This window comes from Moorena sp. SIO4A1 (genome assembly GCF_010672065.1).
Taxonomy (GTDB): Bacteria; Cyanobacteriota; Cyanobacteriia; order Cyanobacteriales; family Coleofasciculaceae; genus Moorena.
On the sequence record NZ_JAAHHX010000431.1, the window covers coordinates 1 to 1891 of the forward strand.

Below are 1891 nucleotides of genomic sequence, written 5' to 3' on the forward strand. Positions count from 1 at the left end.
CCACAATACTCGGTGTAGTTCGCCCACCTTCCGAGCTGGAAATGACTATGGGTTTACCCCCTTCTAAGACAGAAACACAACTATTGGTTGTGCCTAGGTCGATGCCAATAACTTTTCCCATAGGGTTACGGCTTAACGGTTATGTTAAGTTATTTTAGTTTGATTTTTTGTTGAGTTGGTCAAAATAATAGAACTTCCCTTGGTGCGTTCGTCCCTTTTCGTAGGATGGTCAGAGACTGACACCAAAGGAAGGTTAACCACTCAATGGCAGCTAATTTTCTGACTCAGCAGATTTCTGAGCTTCCGAGGTTTCCTGTGGTTCTGCCGCAGCAGCTACTTTCACCATAGCGTGACGTAACACCCGCTCCCCAAGTAAATAACCCCGCATTAGCTGTTCTATGACTACTCCTTCTGGATAGTCATCCGTTGGTTCTCGCATAACCGCTTCGTGGAGATTGGGGTCAAACTCTTGCCCTTCTGGTCGCATCGCAGCAACCCCAAGGCGCTTGAGGCTATCTACCAGCTGTTTATAAACACCTTGATAGCTTTTGTGAATTGACATTTCCCCATCATTTTGAGGCTTAATTTGGGTGCGCGCCCGTTCAAAGTTATCTACTACTGACAATAACTCAGTGATGGTGTTTCCTTTAACTTGATGTTCCAAGTCTTCTTTCTCTTTAGTTGACCGTTTGCGGAAATTCTCAAAATCTGCCGCAATCCGGATGTATTGAGATTTAAAGGAGTCACATTGCTGAGTTCGCTCTTCTAGTTGAGCTTTCAGGGCCTCATTTTCCTGCTTGATGGTTTCTAGAATTTTGGAATCGTCCTCCGTAGGTGATTCATCGGTAGCTGCTTGAGCTACCTCGGTCTGGGCTTCTTGGTCTACCGACTCTGACTCAGATGCTTCCGCAGCAGAGGATTCAGTTGGTTGTGCTGCTTCAGAGTTGACCTCTGAGTCAGAGGCTACGGCTACCGCTTCCACCTCAAGATTGTCTGCGAGTACCGTAGTGGACTCTTCCTTTGTCTCCTGCGAAGTGTTATCTGACTGTTTTGCTTCGTCAATCATGCTCCACTCATCCCAATTCAATAGACTGCTAGTTTATCTATAATTTCTTACTAGCCAACCAATTTTCCAGCAAATTTTTTAAACTAACCACGTTCAGTCTAACGACTATAGCATCGGTTTGTGACAGCTCCTATACTGACCTTACAGGTTCAGTGTAGGCAACAAGCGCCAGTCCGGCTATCGCTTAGGAGGCGCTGGGCTTTAAGAACGGACTGCCCTTCCGCTCTGTTTTTTATATTTATTGCTGCATTGTGGTCTCTGTCCAAACTGCAACCACAGTGAGGACAATCATGCCACCGAACATGCAACTTTTTAGGGACTTTTTTGCTGCAACTGGAACAGTTCTGTGAAGTGTTCCGAGCACTTACTGGAATCGCCAACAAGCCAGCATTTAAGGCTTTGCTTGCCAGGATTGTCAGAAAGCTAGACCACCCAGCGTCTAACACAGATTTAGCCAATCGAGATAAGACAAGTCCCTTTACGTTTAATTTTTCGTGAGCAATTACATCGTATTTTGACAGCAAATATTTTGCTGTCTTAAAATGAAAGTCTTTTCGCTTGTCCGATACTTTTTTGTGCTGCTTTCCAAGTTGTTTGATAGCTTTGAGTCTATTTTTACCTCCTTTTTTTCGTCGAGATACTCTTTTCTGAATAACTCTCAGCCTTTTCTGAGACCGTCGATAATATTGAGGAATGCTTACTGTTTCCCCTTCAGAAGTGGTCAAAAATTCTTTAAGGCCAACATCAATCCCAATTATAGATTCAGGGTTAATGTCGGGCTTAACCTTGGTAACGGTCTTATCTTCTAGAGACAATACCAGATAA

At 44.1% G+C, this 1891-nt stretch carries 3 protein-coding genes; all 3 read right to left on the minus strand.

Annotated features, from left to right (window positions below; all coding sequences use genetic code 11):
* Positions 1–121 (minus strand): Hsp70 family protein (locus F6K53_RS39065; protein ID WP_293085271.1); only part of this gene is annotated, 121 nt, incomplete at its 3' end.
* Positions 122–271: 150 nt separating this feature from the next.
* On the minus strand, positions 272–1066 hold the full coding sequence (grpE, locus tag F6K53_RS39070; protein ID WP_075903432.1) for a nucleotide exchange factor GrpE: 795 nt from the start codon (positions 1064–1066) through the stop codon (positions 272–274).
* A 149-nt stretch (positions 1067–1215) separates the two neighbouring features.
* Positions 1216–1891, minus strand: a 676-nt coding sequence (locus F6K53_RS39075; RefSeq protein WP_293085269.1) for a transposase, incomplete at its 5' end; no start/stop codon positions are given.

Bases quoted from the DNA above. Each gene is read 5' to 3' on its own strand.
- grpE (WP_075903432.1), bottom strand. From the start codon at position 1,066: ATGATTGACGAAGCAAAACAGTCAGATAACACTTCGCAGGAGACAAAG.